The 24843-nt window shown below is 53.0% G+C and carries 15 protein-coding genes; all 15 read left to right on the top strand.

Annotated elements, in window-relative coordinates:
• Positions 1 to 8 precede the first annotated feature (8 nt).
• Positions 9 to 548, top strand: a complete 540-nt coding sequence (locus tag H1D31_RS09010; protein WP_261257888.1) for a hypothetical protein — start codon at positions 9 to 11, stop codon at positions 546 to 548.
• A 148-nt stretch (positions 549 to 696) separates the two neighbouring features.
• A complete protein-coding gene (recC, locus tag H1D31_RS09005; RefSeq protein ID WP_261257886.1) occupies positions 697 to 4314 on the top strand; it encodes an exodeoxyribonuclease V subunit gamma in 3618 nt (1205 codons plus the stop codon).
• 46 nt (positions 4315 to 4360) lie between these two features.
• Positions 4361 to 8164 carry an exodeoxyribonuclease V subunit beta gene (recB, locus tag H1D31_RS09000; RefSeq protein ID WP_261257884.1) on the top strand — a complete coding sequence of 1268 codons (3804 nt, stop codon included), beginning with the start codon at positions 4361 to 4363 and terminating at the stop codon, positions 8162 to 8164.
• Positions 8154 to 10223, top strand: a complete 2070-nt coding sequence (gene recD, locus H1D31_RS08995) for an exodeoxyribonuclease V subunit alpha (protein WP_261257882.1) — start codon at positions 8154 to 8156, stop codon at positions 10221 to 10223. Before recB ends, recD begins: the two co-directional genes overlap by 11 nt.
• Positions 10224 to 10246: 23 nt before the next feature.
• Entirely contained in the window at positions 10247 to 10960 is a 714-nt protein-coding gene (locus H1D31_RS08990) for a DUF4919 domain-containing protein (RefSeq protein WP_261257880.1), read from the top strand.
• A gap of 34 nt (positions 10961 to 10994) precedes the next feature.
• Positions 10995 to 12836 carry a protein kinase domain-containing protein gene (locus H1D31_RS08985; protein WP_261257878.1) on the top strand — a complete coding sequence of 614 codons (1842 nt, stop codon included), beginning with the start codon at positions 10995 to 10997 and terminating at the stop codon, positions 12834 to 12836.
• Between the two features lie 134 nt (positions 12837 to 12970).
• Complete coding sequence (locus tag H1D31_RS08980) at positions 12971 to 13441, top strand: GAF domain-containing protein (RefSeq protein WP_261257876.1); 471 nt, start codon at positions 12971 to 12973, stop codon at positions 13439 to 13441.
• Positions 13441 to 13752, top strand: a complete 312-nt coding sequence (locus tag H1D31_RS08975; RefSeq protein WP_008608374.1) for a hypothetical protein — start codon at positions 13441 to 13443, stop codon at positions 13750 to 13752. Before H1D31_RS08980 ends, H1D31_RS08975 begins: the two co-directional genes overlap by 1 nt.
• Positions 13721 to 14551 carry an RNA chaperone ProQ gene (proQ, locus tag H1D31_RS08970; RefSeq protein ID WP_238534577.1) on the top strand — a complete coding sequence of 277 codons (831 nt, stop codon included), beginning with the start codon at positions 13721 to 13723 and terminating at the stop codon, positions 14549 to 14551. The genes H1D31_RS08975 and proQ overlap by 32 nt, the downstream gene beginning before the upstream one ends.
• Positions 14552 to 14568: 17 nt before the next feature.
• Positions 14569 to 16590, top strand: a complete 2022-nt coding sequence (gene prc, locus H1D31_RS08965) for a carboxy terminal-processing peptidase (protein WP_261257872.1) — start codon at positions 14569 to 14571, stop codon at positions 16588 to 16590.
• 83 nt (positions 16591 to 16673) lie between these two features.
• A complete protein-coding gene (locus H1D31_RS08960; protein WP_261257871.1) occupies positions 16674 to 18080 on the top strand; it encodes a sodium-dependent transporter in 1407 nt (468 codons plus the stop codon).
• 14 nt (positions 18081 to 18094) lie between these two features.
• Positions 18095 to 19576 (top strand): Na+/H+ antiporter NhaC, encoded by a 1482-nt coding sequence (gene nhaC, locus H1D31_RS08955; RefSeq protein ID WP_261257870.1) that lies wholly within the window; start codon positions 18095 to 18097, stop codon positions 19574 to 19576.
• A 65-nt stretch (positions 19577 to 19641) separates the two neighbouring features.
• Entirely contained in the window at positions 19642 to 22215 is a 2574-nt protein-coding gene (gene pepN / locus H1D31_RS08950; RefSeq protein WP_261257868.1) for an aminopeptidase N, read from the top strand.
• On the top strand, positions 22212 to 22436 hold the full coding sequence (locus H1D31_RS08945; protein WP_008608384.1) for a DUF2835 family protein: 225 nt from the start codon (positions 22212 to 22214) through the stop codon (positions 22434 to 22436). The genes pepN and H1D31_RS08945 overlap by 4 nt, the downstream gene beginning before the upstream one ends.
• A 324-nt stretch (positions 22437 to 22760) precedes the next feature.
• On the top strand, positions 22761 to 24836 hold the full coding sequence (locus H1D31_RS08940) for a DUF1302 domain-containing protein (RefSeq protein WP_261257866.1): 2076 nt from the start codon (positions 22761 to 22763) through the stop codon (positions 24834 to 24836).
• Positions 24837 to 24843: the final 7 nt, after the last annotated feature.

The raw sequence follows: 24843 nt of genomic DNA, 5'->3' as shown, positions 1-24843 counted from the left end.
AGTAACCCATGCTGCGAATAAGCCAAGTCCTGCTGATCCTGCTATTGAGCCTGTTTAGCTTCTCACTACAGGCTGAGCAACCTACATTACATCCAAAACTTGAACCCTTCAGACCCTATCTGGATACCTACTGGCAGGGTGATCTGACACAAAGTGGCGCCGCCGAAAAAATGATTGACCGCTCACATTGGCAACGGGCTTTAAACGGCAATGCGATAAAAACGGTGCACTCAATTAATGATGGCGTCTATGGCGGCGAGTCGATTATTTATTGGGATGAAGCCAAACAAAGTATTAATTACTACTATTTTACGACGGCCGGTTTTTATACCCACGGCAGTATGACGTTTGAAGATAATAATCAGCGGATCATCGCGCGCGAGGCAGTCGAAAATAATGCCAACGGCATTACGATGGTGGAGTCGGTCAGTACCCTGAGTGCCGATACCTTAACCGTAAATTCGCGTTATCTGCAAAACGGCGAATGGGTAACAGGACACAGCGCCAGCTATCGCCGGGTGGCGCCATTTGAGGTTAAATTCAAATAATCTGGATAAAAATCGGGCAGTTAGCGGTGTCGGGCTTGCACTGCTGGCGGTTTAGGGTACAGTGGATATATTTACAGTCTGACAGCTGAAACTGGATCTTCTATGCTGTCTGCCTGCTGTTAACTGTCGCCTGTGAAAAGGAATCTTGATGCTGACGCCCGGTTTTATTGTTGCGCATAGCCACCGCCTCGAAGATCTGACCGCCCTAACTGTCGAATTGCTGGATCGCTATCCACTGCCACCGCTGGAGCAGGAAGTGCTGTTGGTGCAATCCAATGGTATAGCGCAGTGGTTAAAGCAAGCGCTGGCACGGCAGACCGGTATTGCGACTATGCTGGAAGTCAGTTTGCCGGCGCGTCTGGTATGGCGGCTTTATCGCAGTGTGCTGGGCCCGGATATTCCGAAACACTCCCCCTTTGATAAGCAGCGGCTCCGCTGGCGTATTCTCCGGCTATTGCCGGCACTGGTCGCTGCGGATCCAGACTTTAAGGCGCTGGCGCATTATATCGCGCCGGCAGATAAGGCCGCTGCTCACCAGCTGCAGTCTGCCACCGACGCGCAGCAAAGCAGTCAGGTCGTGCCTGATCAGCGCAAATTATTTCAATTAAGCGACAAGCTGGCCGATCTGTTTGACCAGTATCAGGTGTATCGCGCGGACTGGCTGGATAGTTGGGGCCGTGGTGAGCTGGTGCTGGCCCACTCGGGGCAGAATATCCCCTTGCCCGACGAGCAGCGCTGGCAGGCAAAACTGTGGCAGGCTCTGGTGCAGGATATTGGTGCCGAGCAAATTTGTAGCAACAGGGCGGCACTGCATCAGCGCTTTTTAAGTGCTGCGGCCAGCCTGACGGCGCAGCAGCGCCCCGACGGCGTGCCACCGCGGATTGTGGTATTCGGTATTTCCTCATTACCCCGGCAAACGCTGGAAGTGCTGCACGCCCTGAAAGGACTATGTCAGATCGTGCTCTGCGTCCATAACCCCTGTCAGTATCATTGGGCCGATATTATTGCCGGCCGCGATCTGCTGCGCCAGTATGCTAAGCCGAGATTTCGCAGCAAAAACCAAAGCTCCGGCTCGCTGCTGCTGTCAGAGCTGCATCAGTATGCGCCGCCGTTACTGGCGTCCTGGGGCAAACAGGGGCGGGATTATATCCGGCTGCTGGATGAATTTGATGAAACGGCAGCCAAAGCGGCTGCCTTTACCAATTTACGGTTTGATCTGTTTGATGAGGCAGAGCCAACGCATTTATTAGGCCGCCTGCAACACGATATTCTGCACCTCAGGCCCAATCAGGAAAGTCAGCAATATTGGCCAGCGCCGGATCCGCGAACGGATAAATCGATAGTATTTCAGCGATGTCACAGTGCTTTGCGGGAAGTGGAAGTGTTACATGACCATTTGCTGGCGGCCTTTGATGCCGATCCCAGCTTACAACCGCGCGATATTATGGTGATGGTGCCTGACATCAACAGCTATGCGCCCTATATTGCTGCCGTGTTTGGCCGGCTGGCGGCGGATGATCCGCGTTATATCCCCTATACGCTGGCCGATCAGGGCCAGCGCCAGCGCAACCCGCTATTGCAGGCGCTGGAGCTGATACTACAGGCGCCAACGCAGCGCTTTAGTCACAGTGAACTGTTTGACTTACTGCAGGTTCCGGCACTGCGGCGTCGTTTTGTTCTGAGCGAGCAGCAGGTCAGTCAACTACAACAGTGGGCCGCTGCCGCAGGGGCACGCTGGGGTCTGGATGCCACCCAGCGTCAGGGGCTGGGGTTAAGTTATAGCTGGCAGCAAAACAGCTGGCAGTTTGCGCTGAACCGCTTGCTTTATGGTTATGCTGCCGGCGCCACGGCCGCATCCTGGCAAGATATCGCCGCTTATGCTGAGGTGTCTGCACTGGAAGCGCAAGCGATAGGGGCGCTGGCAGCACTGGTGGAAACCTTACAGCACTGCTGGCAGCAGCTGCAGGTTGAGCGCAGCCCGGCCAATTGGCATCAACTGCTGAGTAACCTGTTAGATCAACTGTTTACAGCAGACAATGAGCAGGAAATGTTACTGCTGACCAGGTTACGCGATACGCTGGATGGCTGGTTGCAAAGCACCCAGGAGGCACAGTTCACGGCGGTTTTACCTGTTAGTATCGTCGCGGAGCTGTGGCTTGCCAGTGTCGACGAGCCCAACCTGCAGCAGCGGTTTATGGCCGGAAGTGTGAACTTCGCCACGCTGATGCCAATGCGGGCCATTCCGTTTCAGCGTATTTGTCTGCTGGGGATGAATGAGAGTGATTACCCGCGGCAAAGCCCGAAAACCGACTTTGATCTTATGCGCCTGCATTACCGGCCCGGCGATCGCTCGCGTCGTGAAGATGACCGCTATCTGTTTTTAGAAGCCTTGTTATCGGCCAGACAACAATTCTATATCAGCTGGGTTGGCGCCAGCGCCCAGGATAACAGTGAACTGCCGCCTTCGGTACTGGTCGGCCAGCTACAGGACCAACTGAATGCACTTTGGCCAGCGCCAGCGGGCACCCCGACACTGGCCGCACGCCTGACCACCGCTCATAAGCTGCAACCTTTTGCGCCGGCATACTTTACTGCCGAGCCAGACTCACCTTACTTTAGCTACGCCAAAGAATGGCTTAGCATTCATCAGGATAGCGAAAAATCCTCAGGTGAACGCGTAACCAAGTTGCCGGGTGTTGCGGTACGCGTTACCGGTGGCGAGGCTGAACCTTTGGCACCATTTCAGGCCGAAGCGCCCTTTAGCTTATTGGATTTACAGCTACTGTTAAAAGAGCCAGCGCAGTTATTGGCGCGGCGCCGCTTAGGGGTTTACCTGCAGAGTACGCCTGAGGCCTTGCCGGATGTTGAGCCCTTTGCTTTGAACGGACTGGCGGTGTGGCAGGTAAAACACCAGCTACTGACAGCATTGCTGGCAGAGCAGCCGCAAAATGATGAACAAGCTTTAGCACTGATGCGGCAGCAGCAACAACGTCTAAAGCAAGCCGGTGACTTACCCTATGGTGCAGCAGCCGGGCCGGATCTGGCCCGCACCGAGCAAACCGTGTTGGCGTTATATCAGGCACGGTCTGCGCTGGTGCAGCAAAGTGCGCCGCTCGCGGCCAAGACTTATCAGCTGCAACTGGGTGATGTGTTGCTGGAGGCGGAGCTCAATACGCTCTATGCCTCGCCAGAGGCGATGCTGCAACTGGAGCTGACCGCCAGTAAGGTGGTCGAAGTCAAACCGCGCAGTGTCAGTTATCAGTGGCGTAATTTGGTTACAGGGTATCTGAAACATCTGGTCGCCTGCACGGTCCTGGCGCAGGCACCCAGCACGGTGATCCTGGGCGCCGATGGTTTTCTGACTCTGGCGCCGCTAAGCGCGTCGCAAGCCAGAGCAGAACTAGAGCAACTTGCAGCTTGGTTACAACAGGCGCTGTGTCAGCCATTACCGCTGGCACTAGAGCTGGCGGCTGATTGGTATAAAGCCGAGCAGAAGCAGGAAGAGTACAGTCTGTCGAAACTTGCCGGCCGTTATCACGGTAACGCGTATCAGTCAGGGGTGCGGGCCGATACGCCTTATCTGGCGCGCTATTACCCGCAGGCACAGCAATTGTTGGATGCCGGCTTTAGTGAATGGGTGGCGTGTTACCGGCCGTTCTTCCAACAGCTGCAGGCAGCAACAGCACAACCGCTTAGTGCCCTGGTGGCATCGTTAGGCGCTTTAGATCTGAATTCCGCGGTTATAACAGCGGAGGCGCAGCCATGATTCAGGCGCAGCATGAGTCATTAGCAATCACGAGCCAGGAGCAGCCATGAGCCAAGAATTAACCAGCCCGCTGCAATTGCCGCTGCACGGCAGTGTATTGATTGAAGCCAGTGCTGGTACCGGTAAAACCTATACCATAGCAGCGCTGTATTTACGTTTTATTCTGGCGCATCTGCCGAGGCTGACAGCGGCAGCTAGTCGCAGCACACCGCTATTGCCGGCGGATATTCTGGTGGTGACCTTTACCAAGGCGGCAACGGCCGAGCTAAAGGATCGGATCCGTCAGCGTTTAGTGGAGGCGGCGGCGGTGTTTCGTGACGCTTCAGCCAGCGCCGATGCGGTGTTGCAGGCACTAAAAGCCGATTTTGCCCCGCAGCATTGGCCGGAATGTGCCTATGCGCTGCAAATGGCCAGCGAAGCCATGGATGAGGCCAGTGTAAAAACCATCCATAGCTGGTGCCAGCAGGTGCTGCGCGAACATGCGTTTAATAGCGGCAGTTTGTTTCAACAGGAGTTGTTGACTGATCTTAGCGCTCTGCAATTAGAAGCGGTAAGAGACTTCTGGCGTAGCTCTTGCTATCCGCTACCTGAAGCACAGCTGCAGCAGATCCAGGCTTTATACCGTACACCGGAAGCCTTACTGGATGATCTACGGCCGCTATGGGCACAGGCCAGTGCCAGTTCTGAGCCGGTACAATTAGCTGAACTGCTGTTGGCGGCTGAGCAAGCTTATCAGCAGCGGCTAAGTAGCGCCTTTTACTACTGGCAACAGGCGTTACCGGCCTGGCTGGATTGGATTGCCGCGGCCGAAGCGGCCGGCAGCTTTAGTAAACCCAGAACCTATAATCTGAAAAAAGCCCGCCAGGATTTTGCCCCCTTGCTGGATTGGACGGCCTTACCTGTTGCTGAGGCCGTAACGCAGTTACCTGAACTAAAAACCTCTTTTGTCGATAATTATGGCAAGCAGTTTTACCAGCATTATCAGGGTGAGCCGCTGGCGGCGGATTGGCCGGCGGCCTTACTGGATCTGGTTGCGCTACTCTCCGAGGGGCCGGTGCTGCGGCCATTACTGTTACCAAAGGCGGTAACTTGGTGTAAGGCCCGGCTGGAGCAACAACTGCAGCAGCAAGCCAAAATGGGCTTTGATGACATTATCCAGCAATGCCGGCGTGCATTGGAGGGTGATGCCGGGCCGGCACTGGCCGCTATTTTACGCCAGCAGTACCCGGTGGCGATGATTGACGAGTTTCAGGATACCGATCCGGCGCAGTACGCCATTTTCAATGTGGTATACCAGCTGGCCAGCAATGCAGCGGCACAGGCAGTCTATTTGATTGGCGATCCGAAGCAGGCGATTTATGCCTTTCGTGGCGGCGATATTTTCACCTATCTGCAAGCCCGCCGCGATACCGTAGGGCGCCACTATACGCTGACCACCAATTTCCGCTCCAGTAAGCAGATGGTGGCGGCCGTTAATGCGTTGTTTCGACCGGCCGAGCAAAGCGCCGCCAGGCAGGCATTTTTATTCGCGGACAGCAGCGGCAACCCGTTGCCCTTTACTGAAGTTAACGCCAGGGGCGTTAAAGCTGAGCTGGTGATTGACGGTCAACCGGCCACGGCTGCCTTAACCCTGTGGACTGCCAGCGCCGGCAGTTTCGACGAGGGTGCGGACGATAGCAAAGCACTGAGTAAAACCCTGTACCGGGAGCAGTTGGCGGGCCGGGTTGCTGACTATATTGGTGCTTTGCTGGGCAGTGCGGCCGCCGGGCGCACGGGTTTTATGCTGCGGCACGAGGCTGCGACAGCGACGACCTTACAACCGCTGCAAAGTAAAGATATTGCGATTTTGGTCAGTACCCATCAGGAAGGGCATTTGATCCAGCAGCAGCTGCGTGAGCGCGGTATGGCCAGCGTGTATTTATCGGATCGTAATTCCGTGTTCGACAGTGAAGTGGCCGGCGATCTGTATTTGCTGTTGCAGGCCTGTGCCGAGCCGGCCAATCAGCAGGCGCTGCTAAACGCGCTCTATACGCCGCTGGTGGCCTTGCCGCTGGCGCAGTTGGATGCGCTAAGGCATGACGATAGGCTTTGGCAGCAGTATCAGGAATGGTTTTATCAGTTTAGCCATTGCTGGCAGCAGCGCGGCGTGTTAGCGCTGATCCGCCAGTTAGTGCAGCAGTTTCAGGTGGCAGAGCGGGTGTTAGCTGACGCCGGTGGCGAGCGCTATCTGACCGATTTACTGCACCTGGCCGAGCTGTTGCAGCAAGCCAGTGTCAAACTGGATGGTGTGCATGCGTTGCTGCGCTATTTCTATCAGCATCTGTACCAGCAGGAAGCCATTGCCCAGCCTGCCGATGATCAGATAGTGCGGCTGGAAAGTGATGCTGAGCTGATCCAAATTGTCACCATCCATAAATCGAAAGGGCTGGAGTATCCACTGGTATTCTTGCCCTTTATCAGCCTGTGCCGTCCGGTAAGTCATGATGACCGGCTGGTAAGCTTTCATAATGAAGCCGGTGAACTGGTGCAAAGCCTGACGCCCGGCAAGCTTGAGCTGGCAACCGCCGATCAGGAGCGGCTGGGCGAAGATATCCGCAAGCTCTATGTGGCAGTGACCCGGGCCAAATATGCGACCTGGCTTAGTTTAAGTCCGGTAGGTGATTGGCAGCGCTCAGCGCTGGCCTATCTGCTGGGCTGTGATCAGGCGACAGAGCCGCTGCAGCTGCTACAGCAAGCCGAGGCGCTGTGGCCTGCTAATGCCAATGACATTCAGGTGGTTGCCTTGCCTGCTTTTAGCACACCGCAGCATTTGCCGCCGGTGCTTAGTGGCTCAGCCTCACAGTTTGCTGCGCGGCAACGCAATACCGCGCAGCCTTTTCAGCCCTGGTGGATCGCCAGTTATTCGGCGTTAACCTATGGTGCTGCCAGTCAGGGCGATACCGCGTTGGAGCATAACCTGTTGGAAGAACAGGCCAGTGCGCTGCTTGCAGAAGCTATGCCGAATGCCTCCCCGGGAGCCTTGGCTGCAGACAGTACAGCGCAGTTTGCCGCTGTAGCGCAGTCCTTGCCAGCAACGCCAGACTTAGTCAGTTTGCATGACTTTCCACGCGGAGCCGGGCCAGGGACCTTGCTGCATAACTTGTTGCAGGATGCGGCCGAGCACGGCTTCGCCGCAGTGGCAGCCGATCCTGAGCTGTGTCAAAGCCTGGTTGCCCGGCGCTGCCGCCACGGCAGCTGGGCGCAGCGAACTGAGTTATTAAGTCGTTGGTTACATGGCTATCTGCAGCTGAGTTTTCCGTTACCAGGTGGTGGGCAGGTAGCACTTAATGCCTTGCGCAGCTATCGGGCTGAGCCTGAGTTCTGGTTTGCCGTGCAGGGGGTCAGTACCCGGCAACTGGATAAGCAGGTTAGCGCCGCTGTACTGGGCGGTGCCGCCAGACCTGAGCTTAGCCGCAACTACTTAAATGGCATGTTAAAAGGCTTTATCGACTTGCTGTTTGAACATCAGGGTAAGTACTACGTGCTGGATTACAAATCAAACTATCTGGGACCGGATGATGCGGCTTATCACCCGGCAGCGATGCAACAGAAAATCTTACAAAGCCGCTATGAGCTGCAATATGTGCTTTATAGCCTGGCACTGCATAAGCTTTTAAAAGCCCGCTTAAAAGACGCTTACAGCTATCAGCAGCATGTCGGCGGCGTGGTGTATCTGTTTTTGCGTGGCCAGCAAGCCAGCAGCCGGGGTGCCTTTATCGATCGGGTACCGGAGTCGTTGATCCTAAGTTTAGAGCAATACTTTCTGCAACAAGAGCCACAGTCTGCTGTGGAGGTCGCCGATGCTGATTAGTGCAGTGCTACCTGAGGTATTACAACGGCTACAGGATCGTCAGGCGATGCTGGCGCTACTGGCCGCCTATCAGCGCCAGCAGTTGTTAAGTCAACTTGACCTGGCCTTTGCCCGCTTTCTGGCGCAAAACGCACCAACAGTACAACCCCTGAGTTTGCTGCTTGCGGCCTTACTGTCACGACAGGTTGGCCGCGGCCATGTCTGTTTGCCACTGGCGGATTTACTGGCCGATGCACCACAGCTGCTCAATTACCAGAGTGCGCAGTTAAGCCCTGAGGCGTTAAGTCAGCAGGATGGCAGTCTGTTACCGGATCCGGCACTGATACTGGCGTCATATAGTCTGGAAGAGCTGGAGGCCTGCCTGGCACAGTGTGATACGGTGTTTACTGTAACACCGGCCAACGCTGAGTCGATTGCCAGCGCAGCGCCGGGACGGCCGCTGGTATTAGATCAACAGATACTCTATTTCGCCCGTTATTGGTCAGCAGAGCAGCAGATCGCTGCCGACTTGCGCGCTTTGATGCAAGCGGTAGCCCTGCCGGCAGAGCCGGCGCAGCTAAAACTTTATCTGGATCAGCTGTTTGGAGCTGAGTCGTTAGCAGCCAGCGCTGGCGATGCCTTCGCTCAGATCAATTGGCAAAAGCTGGCCTGTGCCAACAGCCTGCGTAGCCGTTTTAGTGTGATCACCGGCGGGCCGGGTACCGGTAAAACCTATACCCTGGTGCGCTTACTGGCGCTGTTACAGCGTTTGTCGGCCACGCCACTGACCATCAAGCTGGCGGCGCCCACCGGTAAAGCCGCGGCGCGGATGAAAGAGGCGATTACCCAGGCGATGCAAAGCTTACAGGCGCTGGCAGCGGACTGGCAGAGCGCGGTTGCCGCGATCCGCGCCGACAGCGCGACCCTGCATAAACTGTTGGGGGTACAAGCCGGCAGCCGGCAATTTAAGCATCAGCGCAGTAAACCGCTGGCGCTTGATGTGTTGATTGTCGATGAAGCCAGTATGATTGATATTGAGCTGATGCAGGCGCTGCTCGCGGCACTGCCGGCGGATGGCCGCCTGATTTTATTAGGCGATAAGGATCAGCTGGCCTCAGTGGAAGCCGGCGCTATTTTAGGACAGCTTTGTCAGGATGCCGAGCAGGGTGGCTATAGTGCAGAAACTATGGCTTATCTACAGCAATTCAGCGCCGCACCGATACCGGCGCAGCTGGCAACCAGCACGCCGCGGCAACGGCTACAACAGGTGGTGATGTTGCGGGTTAGCCGGCGTTTTGATCAACACAGTGGTATTGGTGCCCTGGCCCGCGCGGTCAATCAGGGTGAGCAGGCGCAGGTCGATTATCTGCTGTCAGGTCAGGCGGGCTATCAGGATCTGCAGTTATTAGCCGGAGAGCCGGAACAAGATCCGCTGCAACAACTGGCAGCCTTGTGCCGCCGTGGCTTTGCCGCCTACTGGCAGCAGCTAGCGGCCAAACCCGAAGCGGGTGCCGAGGCGGCTGCTATTGAGCAATGGGCGCGGGCGGTGCTTAACAGCTACCAGCAATTTCAGCTATTAACGGCCGTACGTGATGGCCCCTTTGGCGTTGCTGGTTTAAATCAGCTGGTGCAACAGGCCTTGCCACAACTGCCGGCCAGTCGCAATCTGCAGCAGGATAGCTGGTATGAAGGGCGGCCGGTAATGGTCAGCAGTAATGACTATAATCTGAATTTGCGTAACGGTGACATCGGCATTGTCCTGATATCACCGCAGGATCAGCAAAAACGCGTGGTCTTTATTGATGCCGATAACCAGTTAAGGTGGATCTTACCCAGCCGCCTGGGCGCTGTTGAAACCGTCTTTGCAATGACAGTGCATAAGTCGCAGGGCTCAGAGTTCAGTCATACGGTGCTGGTGTTGCCGGAGCGGGATAACCCGGTGCTCTGCCGCGAGCTGCTGTATACCGGTATTACCCGGGCGGCAAAGCAACTGACTCTGGTGGTGCCAGACTATCAGGTGCTGAAACAGGCGGTGCAAAGACGCACCTTACGGGCCGGGCGCTTGCCCTTAGATGAATAGAACCATTAGCAAAGGATACTACTATGGTGTTTCGGATCGGTATTTTGACAGCTTTACTGCTATTACTGAGTGGCTGTGCTCAACAGCTTCAATCACAGCAGGGTGCGGCAGCTGCGATGTCTGCTTCGCCTCCAATGACTGCTGCTCCCCCAATGTCTGCCGCGCAGAGAGCGCAACAAGATGCGGCGGACCAGCACTATCAGCTGTTGCTCTCAGAGGTGCAGCAAGCACCAGAGCCAAGGCGACTGGCCAGTTTGCGGCAGGCCTATACCAAAACCTCAGCTTACCGGCCATACAGTATGGTGGAGCGGGCACTGTCCAGCCTGATGTTTGAAGCCATCGCCAAAAAAGACTGGCAGCAGTGTCTGAGTCATACTACCAAACTATTAGCGGAGCAGTTTATCAGCCTAAACGGCCATTATGGTGCTATGGTCTGTCAGTTTGAGTCGGGCAATACCGAGCAGGGCGAGTATCATCAGGAAGTGTTAGACGGTCTGATGGCCGCGATCTGGCAAAGTGGTGATGGTAAAACACCGGAAACCGCATTTTTCTGTACCAGTACCACTGAGCTCTATACCTTTATCAATCTGCATGGTTTTAATGCTAAGGCTCAGGCGCTGGTGTGGCATCAGGAGCAACCCTTTGATTTGATGACCATCATTAATCCACGCGATGAGCATGAGTTTAACTGGTATTTTAATATCAGTGCCCAGATGGCGCGTGGTATCGTTGAATAAAATCGCTGAGTCAAATTGCTGAGTAATGGCCCTGATGCAAGAACGTAATCTGCGCAATTTCTATATCCCGGAAGAACAGTCGATCTATCTGCTGAACGCCAATGACGCGAAAAAGCTGAAAGATTGGGTAGCGCTCTGTATCAGCAAGTTGCAACAACTGGGATACCGGGATATCCATTTGCTCGGTAAAGGTGCTTACGGTTTTGCCTTTGCCGGCTTTGGCATTAACGACGAATGCTATGTGTTTAAGTTCTCGCGCATCAATCTGCCGCAGCATATTCAGGAACGGCTTGCCGATGAAGCCTATATGTTGTCGCAGGTACAACATCCGGCGGTGCCGCGTTATATCACCTATCAGGTGGTGCGCAAGCAGGGCATTCTGATGATGGATCGGGCGCCGGGTATCGATTTAGAGCAATACAGCCTGCAGCATGGCCGCCTGCCGGTGCGTTTGCTGGTGGATCTGGCGGCACAACTGGCTGAGTTGCTGCAATATCTGCGTAGTATCGAAAAAGACGGCGCACCAGCGCCGATAGTCCATGGCGATATTAAGCCGTCCAATCTGGTGTTTGAGGAGCAAAGCGGCCACCTGAGCCTGATTGACTGGGGCTCCTCGGTGTTTGCTCAGTTGGATCACGAGGGGCATTATCTGTCGAATAATGTGATGCAGCTGATGTCAGCCGATCTGCAACACTCCAATGCCCGGATGGGCGATGTCTACTTTATTGGCCCGGAACAGCGCAGCGGGCAGTTATCCAGCCCACGCTTTGACGAGCAGGGCGTCGCCAGTACCCTCTATGCGCTGGCCTCGGGGCAGGCCTGCCGTTTCGGCCGCAAAGCTATTCCTGCACGTAGTCTGGGTTTGCCGCTGGAGTTTGCCACCATGCTTGATAGTATGCTGGCCGATGATCTGACATTACGCCAGCAGGCCGGTGATTATTTTATCAAGCAGATGCCGCGCTTAAAGCAGTTGGTATTACCGGAACTGCCGCTGTTTGATGACAGCCCCGTATTGCCGGTTTGGGTGAGCCCACAGCGGCGTGAGCTGGATACCGTGGTGTACTCGTCGCGCAAATCCTTTTTACGCGAGCATAACGAAGAGCTGGATATCGCCTACGTCGATGATGTGCAGCTGGAACGCTATTACAAAAACTATCTGGAAGGGATGGGCGAAACCGAAAAAGCCTTTATCGCTGCCGTGAGCCGGCTCGGGCGCTATCCGGTAGTAGGCGGTTTAGCCATCCACTGGCAGGCCGGCGGCATCTATATCGACAGTAGTCTGAATTTATATGATCAAAGCCTGAGTCAGGCCTTCGCGCTGGCGGTCAATAACGTGGTGACGCTGGCCCGCGCTATTGGCAAGGTCGGGATCTTTAAAGCCTGTTTATTTAATGCCCGCAATACTATTCATATTAGCCGCGCATCGGAAGCTGAGCCCTTTGTGGCGCCAGCAGAGAGTCGAATTCCGTATCAGCTGGCGCCGGTACTCAGTGCAGAAGAGGCCAGTAAGCAGCATTCTTACTTTGAAGATGGCAAGGATCCGGATGAGCAACTGGTATTACCCGATGCCATTATGGACGATATCGCGCGGCTTAACCTGATCCGGCATACCGGTTGTATTATCTTTGAGGTCACGCCGTTATATATGAAGATCCACAGCTACTACCGCCTGCTGGATCCGGCGGCTGAACCAGAATTTAACCGGCTACTGCAGAGTATTCTCAGTAAGGTCGGTTTAATCAGTGGTGACGGAGTTGGGGGCTTTATGAAGCTGCCATATAAAGACACCCGCAAGTTCAGTCATCAGAGTCAGGCACCACAGCTGTTGTATCCCGCCAATCCGTTACAGTTTAACGCCGCGAGCGGCCCTTGCTGAAATAAGCAGCAATTAACGCTGTTTAGTGTACTGACTGCGCCTGGCCGCCAGCGCGACGCGCTAAAAAAGGTTTAAATTAGTGCTTAAAACAAGTAATGTACTGCTTTTGACCCTAACTCACTTTACGAACGAAGATGTCGAGCGAAAAACACGCACTCTATGCTGAATTGCTGCAGCAGGCTAAGGCTTTGCTGCAGGAAGAAACCGATGTGATTGCCAATATGGCCAATTTCAGTGCTTTATTATTTCAAAGCCTGCCTGATTTAAACTGGGCAGGCTTTTATATTATGCGCCAGGGCGAACTGGTACTGGGGCCTTTCCAGGGTAAGGTGGCGTGTGTGCGGATCCCGGTGGGCAAGGGCGTCTGTGGCACCTGTGTTGCAACAGGTGAAATCCAACGCGTTGCCGATGTGCATGAATTCCCGGGTCATATCGCCTGTGATGCTGCCAGTAATTCAGAGATTGTGTTACCGGTAAGGCAAGGTGGCAACATTATTGCGGTACTGGATATCGACAGTCCGTCACTGAACCGCTTTGACGACGTCGATCAGCAAGGCCTGGCTGCCTTGGTTGCTGCGTTTGAACAAGTCTTGGTTGCTGCCTGATGAAAGACTTGCTCTCGGTACAGGATTACCTGCTGCAGGTGGAAGAAGTCGGTGACTGGGACGGCGAAGAAGAGCTGGTTGCCGATAAGTTTAATGCCATAGTGCATAGTGTATGGGATGCCTTGCCTGACAGCCTGAGTATTACCCAAATCCAGCAATTGATGCCACAATTGTGGGAACAGCTGCGCGGCGATACGGTATTACTGGACGCTGACGAAGACGAACTGATTGATTGGGCGCTGTCCTATATCCAACAACAAATAGAAGAAGGCATGGCTGATGACGAGCCTGCTGCTGACGAAGAAGAGTGAATGCTGCATGACCATTGCAACCCCCGTAACGGCTGAAACCCCGGAACAAGCAACAACCCTGGAACAAGTAACAACCGAGCAACAAGCTGTTCCGACATCAGAAAAACCTGCTAATGTTAAAGATGTACTGGCATTTCTATGTCAGAGCTTTCCGAAATGCTTTATTAGCAGCGGACCTTTACAGCCATTAAAAGTCGGTATCTTTCAGGACTTGGCCGCCCGCTTAGGTGAGAACGCGACGGTGAGTAAAACCCAGCTGCGCCAGGCGCTGCGCGTTTACACGTCCAGTTGGCGTTACCTGGAGGCGACTAAAGAAGGCGTAAACCGGATTGATTTGGAAGGCCAACCGGCCGAGCTGATTGACGCCCAACAGGCAGAGCATGCGGCAAAATTATTGGCGGAAAGTAAACAAAAAGCCGCTGAGAAACGTAAGGTAAAACAGCAGGAGCAACGGGCACAGCAAACTGCTAAGCCTCAGGCTGACAGAGCAGCTGCGAAAGACAAAGTGGCAAGACCGGTACAAAAAACCGCGAACAAAAATCCAAAAGCAGCCTCTAATGCTGCACAGCGGTCGGCAAAACCAGCCCGTGCAGCAGAAAAGCCTGCAGTGGTACAGCCAGTAGTACAACTAACAGCCTTGGTTGCTGAACAGCTGAAAGTGGGCGCAGCGGTGCTGGTTAAACTTGGTTCAAGCCCAATGCCGGCGACGGTAACCGAAGTCAATTTGCCTGATGTGACAGTGCAGTTGAGTTCAGGCATGGTCATCAAAACCCGTCAGGATAGCCTGTATCAGGCCTGACGTAAAACGAGAGAGTTATGAAGAAATTTTCCCTGATAGCGGTTGGATTATTTTTAGCTTTAGGTGTAGCAGCGGAGTCAGTGAGTCCGCCGGATATCAATGCCTTGCCGGTGATCAGTCAGTCACCGCAGCATGCCACGGCAAGTAAGCGTGTCGCAGCCACCTTTACCCGCGCTCACTATATTCCGGTACAGTTAAATGATGAGCTGTCAGGGCGAATTTTCGACCTCTATCTGAAAAACCTCGATTTTTTCCGCAATCATCTGCTGGCCAGTGATGTGGCTCAGTTTGAGCAATATCGTAATCAGTTTGACGATGCGATTAACCGCGGCAATCTGAGTTTCGCTTTTGATATGTTTAATCTGGCGCAGCGTCGCCGTTTTGAACGCTTTGACTTTGCCATTGCCCAGTTGGCGCAGGAGCATGACTTTGAAGCCGATGACTATTATGTCTACGATCGTGAAGATGCGGCCTGGCCGGTCGATACTGCCGAGCTGGATGAGTTATGGCGACAGAGAGTCAAGTTTGACCTGTTGAATCTGAAGCTGACTGGCAAAAAGCTGGATGAAGCGAAAGAGATCTTGGAAAAGCGTTACCGCAATACCCAAAAACGCTTAATGCAAACCAATAGCGAAGACGTGTTCCAGCTGGTGATGAATTCGTTCGGCCGGGCAGTGGAAGCGCACACCTCTTATCTGTCGCCGCGCAATGCAGAGCGCTTCCAGCAGGATATGAATCTGCAATTGGAAGGTATTGGTGCCGTGCTGCGTGCTGAAGAAGACTATACCGTAATCCAGAGTCTGGTACCCGGTGGTCCGGCAGACTTAACCCAGCGTCTAAAGCCGAAGGATCGAATTATTGGTGTGGCGCAGGATAACAAAGACTTCGTAGACGTGGTGGGCTGGCGCCTGGATGACGTGGTGGATTTAATTAAAGGTCCCAAAGGCAGCCGGGTGCGGTTACAGGTGTTAGGTGGCAGTGATCTGAATAATCAAACACAGATCGTTGAGATTGTGCGCGACAAGATCCGACTGGAAGATCGGGCTGCAAAATTTGAAGTGTTACAGCCGAAGCTGGGCGAGTTACAAAGCAAGGTAGGTGTTATTACCATTCCGGGCTTTTACAATAACCTGTCTGAAGATGTGAAAAAGTTGCTGACCGAAGCCAATGAACAGAAAGTCGAGGCACTGATTGTTGATTTGCGTGGTAACGGTGGCGGCTCACTGCAGGAAGCGACGCTACTGACCGGCCTCTTTATTGAACGCGGTCCGGTGGTACAAATCCGTTACGGTGATGGCAAAATTGACTTAAATGGCGATCGCGATGGCATTTCTTACTATGATGGTCCGCTAACGGTATTGGTTGACCGGTACAGTGCTTCAGCGTCTGAGATCTTTGCCGCAGCGATGCAGGACTATGGTCGGGCCCTGGTGATTGGTGAGCAAACCTTCGGTAAGGGTACAGTGCAGCAGCACCGTGGTATTGGCCGCATCTACGATATGTTTGAGCAGCCATTGGGTAGCGTGCAGTATACGATGGCCAAATTCTACCGCATTAACGGCGGCAGTACTCAGCACAAGGGTGTGATCCCCGATATCAGCTTCCCATCGGCGATTGATCCGGCGGAATGGGGTGAGAGCAAAGAAGATTATGCTTTACCCTGGGATGCCATAGCCCCGGCACAGTATAGTGCGCAGCAGGATATTCAGCAGTTGGTGCCAGCACTGGTGAAGAAACATCAGCGACGCATCGCCAATGAAGTGGAGTTCAGTTATCTGTTGGCGGATATTGCTGAGTATCAGCAACAGAAAGATGAAAAACGCATTTCGCTGAACAAAGCGGAGCGGATTGCCAAACGCGAAGCCGACGAAGCGCGAGCACTGCAGCGCACAAATGAGCGTCTGAAGCGCCTGGCCCTGCCTACCGTGAAGTCGGTAGATGATGCGCCGGAAGTACTGACCAAGCTGGATCCACTACTGGAAGAGGCCGCTTATATTACGTCTGACTGGTTGCAGTTAAACCGGCTGGCGAAGAAATAGCCAAAGCAAGAAAAGGCGGTTTTTACCGCCTTTTCTCAATAATAATACGTATTACAACAACATAATAATTATAAAGGTTAACTATGTCGGGAACTCGTCAATCCGTGCACGGCCTCTGGTCGAGCCGTCTGGCTTTTATTCTTGCAGCCACCGGAGCTGCAGTCGGTTTAGGTAATATCTGGAAATTCCCCTACATTATGGGACAAAACGGCGGCGGTGCCTTCGTATTGGTCTACCTGTTATGTATTTTTCTAATCGGTATTCCGGTGATGATGTCGGAAGTGCTGATTGGCCGGCGTGGCCGGCAAAGCCCCGGTTTATCGGTGAAAACCCTGGCACTGGAAGCCAATGCTAGTACCCGCTGGCAACTCGCCGGTTGGAGTGGCCTGGCGGCCAGCTACCTGATCCTGTCGTTCTATGCCGTGATCGCCGGTTGGGCGCTGTACTATGTGTACAAAACGGCCGTCGGCACCTTTGTTGATATGCCAGCCGCCGAAGTCGGCGCTGAATTTGGCCAGTTTATCAGTAATCCTTATTTATTAATGGGATTCTCCGCCGTCGTACTGGCACTGACGATCTATGTGGTTGGCCGCGGTGTGCATAAGGGGCTGGAAAAAGCCGTTAATTATCTGATGCCAGCGTTGTTTGTGCTGTTGTTATTGATGGCAATCTACTCTGCGTTAAACGGCGCCTTTGCCGAAGCGCTGGAGTTTATGTTTAAGCCGGACTTCTCCAAGCTGACTATGAATGGGGTACTGCTGGCGCTTGGGCATGCCTTTTTCAGTTTAAGTCTGGCCTCGGGGGCGATGATTATTTATGGTGCTTACCTACCTTCTAATGTGTCTATTGGTAAAACCACGCTATTAATCGCGCTCTGTGATACCGCTGTGGCTTTACTGGCCGGCTTAGCGATTTTTCCGCTGGTATTCGGTTATGGTTTAACCCCGGCCGAGGGCCCGGGTCTGATTTTTGTTACGCTACCCATTGCCTTCGGCGCTATGCCCTTTGGTACCTTTTTCGGCACACTGTTTTTTGTGATGTTAGTCTTTGCCGCCTTTACCTCAGCCATAGCAATGATTGAATCGACCGTTGCCTGGCTGGTTGAAACGAAAGGCTTAAAGCGTTACCAGGCAACACTGGGTACCGGTATATCTTTATGGTTGCTGGGTCTGGCGACGGTATTCTCATTTTCTGGTGCTGCCTGGGCGACGCTGGACTGGACTCTGCTCGGCAAACCCATTGCCAGTTTATTTGAACTGAAGGATTATCTGACTTCGGCAATTATGTTACCTATTGGTGGGCTCTTTATCGCGATCTTTACCGGTTGGGTGATGTCGGAGCGGGCAAGCCGTGAAGAGTTGGCGACCAGCAAGCTGGCGTATCAGTGCTGGCGCTTTGCTATCCGTTGGATCACGCCGGTTGCAGTGATTATTGTGTTTTTCAATCTGATTGGGGTGCTGGATATCTTCCGTGCCTTTAGCGGCAACTAACGGAGAAGCAGCAAATGGATAACACAACACAAAAAGCGCCAAGTTTGCTTGATGCATTGCTGCCGATGGTGGTGCTGATTGCCTTATTGGCAGCGTCAGTGCTTCTGTTTAAAGATGACTCGTCCTATGGCCCGAACCAGATTGCGCTCTTTATTGCGGCTGCGGTTGCCGTGGTGATTGGCCTGAAAAATGGCCATAGCTGGCAGTCGATTGAACAGGCCATGGTAAAGGGGATTTCGCTATCGCTGGCAGCGGTATTAATTCTGCTGGCTGTGGGCGCGTTGATTGGCACCTGGCTGTTGTCTGGTACTGTTCCTACGCTGATTTATTTCGGTTTACAGCTGCTTAGCCCGAGCTGGTTCTATGCCGCCAGCTGTATTCTGTGTGGTATTGTGGCCATGAGTATCGGCAGTAGCTGGACCACTGCCGCGACTATAGGTGTGGCGTTGATTGGTGTCGCGACCGGCCTTGGGCTATCGCCGGCTATTACCGCAGGTGCCATAGTGTCAGGCGCTTATTTTGGCGATAAAATTTCACCACTGAGTGAAACCACTAACCTGGCACCGGCCGTCGCGGGTGCCGATCTGTTCCAGCATATCCGGCACATGCTGTGGACCACCATTCCCAGCATAGTGCTGGCGTTGCTTGGCTTTGTGCTGATCGGTTTTAATACTACTGTCAGTGCTGATCTGGCGCATGTTGAGCAAATCAGTGCTGTGTTGCAGAGTCAGTTTAATATCAGTCTGTGGACACTGGTCCCGCTGGCGGTACTGCTGCTGATGGCGATGCGTAAGATACCGGCTTTTCCGACGGTCTTTATCGGCGCCTTACTCGGTGGTGTCTGGGCGCTATTTTTCCAGCAAGAGCTGATTAGCCGCCTAGCGGATGAGCAATTACCGGCACTGGTGGCGGTATTTAAGCTGGTATGGCAGACGCTGTTTGCCGGTTTTAGTATCAGTACCGGCAATGACGATATGGACAGGTTGCTCAGCGGTGGCGGTATGGCCAGTATGCTAAATACCATTTGGTTAATCTTCTCGGCTATGATGTTTGGCGCTGTGGTTGAGCATATTGGTTTACTGCGTAAGTTTGTCGAGTCGATTTTGACCTTTGCGCGCAGCACAGGGTCGTTAATTACCAGCACGATGGCAACTTCGCTGGCGACCAATATTTTAACCGCTGACCAGTATATGTCGATTGTGATGCCGGGTCGGATGTATAAAGAAGAGTATGAGCGCCGAGGTCTGGCGCCGGTTAATTTGTCGCGGGCACTGGAGGATGGCGGTACCATTACCAGCCCTTTAATCCCGTGGAATACCTGTGGTGCCTATATGCACGGCGTACTGAACGTTAACCCACTGGATTATCTGTTCTATGCCTTCTTTAACCTGATTAACCCGGTGCTGGCAGTGATCTATGCTTATCTCGGCATTAAGATCCTACGCTTAACGCCGCCAGAGTCGGTAGCCCCCATCTTAGCCGGTAAAAATAGCTAGCAAAAAAGCCTGAAGTGATTCAGGCTTTTTAACATCAGAACGCAGTAGAACTAGGAAATTATCGTATGAGCGATCTTCGTCAGCCAAAACGTTTAGCGGACTATCAGATCCCGGCCTTTGTGATTGAGCAAACCAGGTTGCGGATTGAGCTGCATCCGACCGCAACCCGGGTGCAGTCTGAGTTAGTATTCCGACGCCAGAGTGCAGGACCTTTGTGGTTAGATGGTCAGGCCTTAACCTTAATCAGTATCCAGCTGAATGGGCAGCCACTGCAGCAGACGGAGTATCAGCTGAATGACAAAGGACTGATGCTCACCGATCCGGGGGCAAGCGGTAGCCTGCAACTGGTTACTGAAATAAATCCTGAGCAGAATACTGCGCTTGAGGGTTTATATCTGGCAGAAGGGGTATATTGCACACAATGCGAAGCAGAGGGCTTTCGGCGGATCACCTATTACCCGGATCGCCCCGATGTACTGTCAGTATTTACCACTACGCTGGTCGCTGATACGGCGCAGCTGCCGTTTTTACTGTCGAACGGTAACAAGGTTGCAACCGAGCTGTTGGCCGATGGCCGTACAGCAGTGACCTGGCATGATCCCTTTGCCAAACCCAGTTATTTGTTTGCGCTGGTTGCCGGCGATTTTGATCGGCTGGCTGACCGTTTTACCACTGCCGGTGGTCGTGAGGTCGAGCTGGAGTTTTTTGTCGAGAAAGGTAAGGGCAGTCGTGCCGGTTTTGCGCTGTCATCACTGAAGCGGGCGATGCGTTGGGATGAGCAGCGTTTTGGTCTGGAGTATGATCTGGATCGCTATATGGTCGTCGCCGTTGATTTTTTTAATATGGGGGCGATGGAAAATAAAGGGCTGAATATTTTCAATAGCAAGTACGTACTGGCAGACGATGTTACTGCCACCGATCGCGATTACTTTAATATCGAATCTATTATCGGTCATGAATATTTCCATAACTGGACGGGGAACCGTGTTACTTGCCGCGATTGGTTTCAGCTGAGTTTAAAAGAGGGCTTAACCGTATTTCGCGATCAGGAATTTAGCGCCGATATGGCCTCTGCCACCCTGACCCGGATTGATGCGGTAAAGCTGATCCGTACTGCACAATTTGCCGAAGACGCCAGCCCGATGGCGCATCCGATCCGCCCGCCGCAAGTGCTGGAAATGAATAATTTCTACACGGTCACAGTGTATGATAAAGGCGCCGAGGTGATCCGGATGTTACAAACCTTGCTCGGACGCGACGGCTTTACTGCAGGCCATAGTCTGTATTTACAGCGCCATGATGGGCAGGCGGTAACCTGTGATGACTTTGTGCAGGCCATGCAGGATGCCACCGGTCAGGATCTGACGCAGTTCCGCCGCTGGTATAGTCAGTCCGGTACGCCGGAGTTAACCGTTGCCAGCCATTATGATCCGGACAAGCAGCAACTCAGACTGCAGCTGCGTCAACACACCGCTGCAACAGCTGATCAAATGTCCAAATTGCCGTTGGTGATCCCGGTAAAAATTGAGATCCTGCAACCTGCAACGGGCCGCTGCCAGCAACAACTATTGGTGTTAAGCGCCGAGTCGGGTGAATTTCTGTTTAATGATATTGCTGATAGCCCTTTAGTGGTCTGGCTGGAGGATTTTTCCGCGCCGGTTAAGCTACATTGCCAGTATACTGCCGAACAGTGGCTGAGCATTGCCGAGCTGGCCAGTAATGATTTTGCACGCTGGGATGCAATGCAGCAATACTGGAGTCAGTTGTTACAGCGAGCTATCGCTGCGGCTGAGCTACCAACGTTAAATCCGGCTTTGCTCGCTTTGTTTCGTCGTTGGTTGCAGCAGCCGCTTGCTGATCTGGCGTTAACGGCGGAACTGTTACAGCTGCCGGATTTTGATAGTCTGGCCGAGCAGTATCAGCAGATCCCGGTCGAGGCACTGGTGCAGGCGCTGGACAGCCTGCAGCAGCAACTGGCCACGGCGCTGTATGAGGATTGGTTAGGCTGTTACCAGCGATTAACTGTAACACCCTATGTCTATGAGCAAACTCAGGTTGGCTGCCGGGCGCTACGGAATCTGTGTTTAAGCTATCTGGTGCACGGTGCAGCAGGCGCTGCTTTAATGCAGCAACAATACCAGAGTGCTGACAATATGACCGATCGTCTGGCAGCTTTGCGTTGTGGCCAGTTAGTAGGGTTAGCTGAAACAGCGGCCTTGCTGGAGGATTTCGCGGCACGCTTTGCTGATGATGTGCAGGTATTGGACAAGTACTTTAATCTGGTCGTCAGCTCGCCCAAAGCGCAAGTTTTTGCTGCCATGGCGCAGTTAACCGAGCATCCGGCCTTTAGCTGGAAGAATCCAAACCGGGTCAGGGCCGTGTATGGCGCGTTTTCACAGCGTAATCCGGCGCAATTCCACCGGGCAGATGGTGAGGGTTACCGTCTGCTGGCCGATGTCGTAGGCCGGCTGGATCAGGTTAATCCGCAGCTGGCGGCACGCTTAATTACGCCGCTGTTATCCTGGCAGCGTTATGATCAGCAGCGGCAGCAGATTTTAATCGCTTTACTACAGCAATTGGCCAAGCGCAGTGATCTATCCGATGACCTGTATGAGAAGGTTAGTAGAAGCCTGGTATGAGTCGCAGCTATCTGTTTGGGGCATTTTTGTCAGTTGAAAAATGTCAGCGTTATTACCAGGGCCAGTCGCGCTACGTGCTGGTTACCGCGGACAGCGGCGAGCGGATCCAGCTCGCTTTCCGGCATTTTCAACCCTTTATCAGCGCCATTGGCATCCGTGGCCGTTTCCGGTTAACGGTAACGGACAATGGAGAATTTTTGCAACTGGAAAAAATTAATTAGAGTTTATACTTTAAACAAGAGATTAAAACATTGACTTGCATTATTAGCTGGTTTGACCTTTAATTTCATTAGCTTAGCTTTAGGTGTAGCTGGTCCGGCCTGCAAGGTTAAACTGTAAACCGTCGATACCAGCGTCTAATACCGCAATGCGGTTAAAAATTGAATAAAAATCAACAGATTTACATTTAGGCAAGCCTTGCTAACGCCGGTAAATGATGTAATTATTTTAATGAAAGGAACTGGTTTGAGCTCTGCTCAGCTACCAGCACAATAAATAAAAAAGCACATAACACTACCTGTCGGGACAGGGGGGGAGACAACAACATGAAGAAAAGGCCAATCCGCTTTGCAAAAAGTCCGTTGGCAGCCGGTATTGCCACCGCGCTGTTTACGCTGTCTTATGCACCGGCTCAGGCAGCCACTTTTAATTTCGGTGATGTAGAAGTGGTGTTTGACTCGACCTTCTCATACGGCGCCAGCTGGCGTACTGAGGAGCGTAATTGGGACACTATTGCCAAAGTTAATCATCCACGCTTTAACTGGACCGGTTACAACGCTGCGACTAACGTCATTTACCCTGCTTCTGATATCTGGGCTCAGCCAGGCGCCTATTCCAGCAACGGCGACGCCGGTAACCTGAATTTCGACCGTGGTGATATGTTTAGCAGCCTGTTTAAGGGCCTGCACGAGTTATCCATCAAAAAGGATAATATCGGTTTCTTCAGCCGTTTTATGTACTTCTATGACACGGCAATGAACAGAGGCAGCTTTGCCTATACTAATCCGCTCAGTGGTAACAAGGTTGATCCTTGTGACGATAAACGCTCGCGCGAATTAGCCTGTAAAGATATACGTTTACTTGATGCCTTTGTTTACGGCAATTTCTCCTTTAACGATGGTATGAATCCGGTCACTATCCGGGTGGGTAATCAGGTACTAAGCTGGGGTGAAAGCACCTTTATCCCGCACGGTATCAATATTACGCCGGTTGACGTCGGGATCCTGCGCGCACCGGGTGCGGATTTAAAAGAAGCCTTTATTCCTACCGGTATGGTGACGTTGGCTGTCGGTCTGACCGATCAACTGTCAGCAGAGTTGTTCTATCAGTACAGCTGGCAGGAAAGCTATCTGCCACCTCCGGGCACTTACTTCTCAACTAACGACTTCGCTGGCCGCGGTGGTTATGCCCAGAATATTCAGTTAGGTTTCTCCGGTAACCCGGATATTGACCTGGCATTCTTACTGCAAAATCTGAATGGTTTAGGAGCTGCAGTAGCGGCCGGTCAGATTTCTGCTGCTCAGGCATCACAAATTTATCTGGCGTATCCTACCAAGGTTGCACTGCGGCCTTTTGGTGATGCCGGTGAAATTAAGCCGGATGATGGCGGTCAGTACGGTATTAAACTGGAATATTTCGCGCCTAACTTAGGCGATACCGAGTTTGCGCTGTATTACATGAATTATCACAGCCGGGTGCCGGTGATCTCAGGTATTGCCTCAGATTTCCGTCAGCAAGCGATTCAAGCTGACCTGGGTTATCTGGTACAAAATGCCGGTAATCTGAACAAAGATAATGTACAGAACCTGCGGGCCTTCTCTAAAGGCTTACTGGAATATCCGGAAGATATCAAACTGTACGGTTTTAGCTTTAACACCAACTGGGGTACAACCTCGGTTGCCGGTGAAATCGCTTACCGTAAAGATGAACCGCTACAGATCGACGACGTTGAAATTCTGTATGCCGGTATGCCAGAGCAGCTTGGTAATGCCGGTATTCGTCCGGATCTGGTCGGTATCTCGCAACTTGGACGGGTAATTGGCGTTAAGGCAACACCGGGCAACTATGCTCAGGGTTATATTTTACGTGATACCGTGCAGGCACAGGCGACTATCACGCATTTATTTGGCCCGACGCTGGGTGCGGATAACTTCACAATGTTAGCCGAAGTGGGTGGTGTGCGGATTAACAATATGCCAGCGCAAGACGTGCTGCGCTTGAACGGTCCAAACACTGACCGTAGCGGCGCGCCGTTAATTGGTGCTAATGGTCCGTCACAAGGTTTACATACTGGTTTGTCGAATGGTCCTGAGACTAACCCGTTCCCAACGGCATCGGCCTGGGGTTACCGGGTGTTAGCCAAGGCGGATTACAACAACGTTTTTGCCGGGGTGAACTTATCGCAGCGTCTGGTGTTCTCACATGATGTGAACGGTATCACACCTGATCCGCTGTTTATGTTTGTCAAAGATCGTAAGTCCGCTTCTTATGCGGTGTCTTTCGACTACCTGAACAAATGGTCTGGCGAATTAAGTTATAACTGGTTCTGGGGCGGCGTGGGCACCACCAATAACACTGCTGACCGTGACTTTATTTCTTTCAATATCAAGTACTCTATTTAAGGGACGA

The sequence above is a fragment of the Alishewanella sp. BS5-314 genome (assembly GCF_025377695.1).
Lineage (GTDB): Bacteria > Pseudomonadota > Gammaproteobacteria > Enterobacterales > Alteromonadaceae > Alishewanella > Alishewanella aestuarii.
This window is presented reverse-complemented; position numbering and strand designations above follow the sequence as displayed.